The sequence below is a fragment of the Bradyrhizobium sp. Kon69 genome (assembly GCF_055807515.1).
Window position 1 is genome coordinate 1 of sequence record NZ_JBVVOS010000128.1, and the last position, 415, is coordinate 415.

Sequence of the window (415 nt, forward strand, 5' to 3'; positions counted from 1 at the left end):
GTCGGAATAAAACCCTCAGAGCGCGGTCGCTTCAATATAACGTATGCCGCAGATGAAGAGAATAATATTACGTATCCTACGCTTGCCAGAAAAGCATTCGTCTTTGGAATAGATGAGGTTGAATCGTATTATTCCGAGCTGGATTCGAGCAAGTCACCTTCTTCATTGATGGAAGATATAGTTACTCCAGCCGAGAATATTAGCGGTATACCCTGAGTCCGAAACGTATTTTAGTTGGCCACTACAGTACTTCTCGTACTGCCAATGGGTATTGGATTGAGATTTGAGATAACAAAGTGCATGCACAGTACCCATAACACACTCGCCATGGTCATATATATGACTGGGTAGAAAAGCTGCCCCGGGTTTTACACCATGCATAGTAGAGTAAGTAAAAACCCCACTAGCTTGAAAT

General features: G+C 42.9%; 1 protein-coding gene. It reads left to right on the plus strand.

Going from position 1 to position 415, the window contains the following annotated elements:
* On the plus strand, positions 1-216 hold a 216-nt coding region (locus AC0L3U_RS38520), incomplete at its 5' end, for a hypothetical protein (RefSeq protein WP_473364980.1).
* Positions 217-415 lie beyond the last annotated feature (199 nt).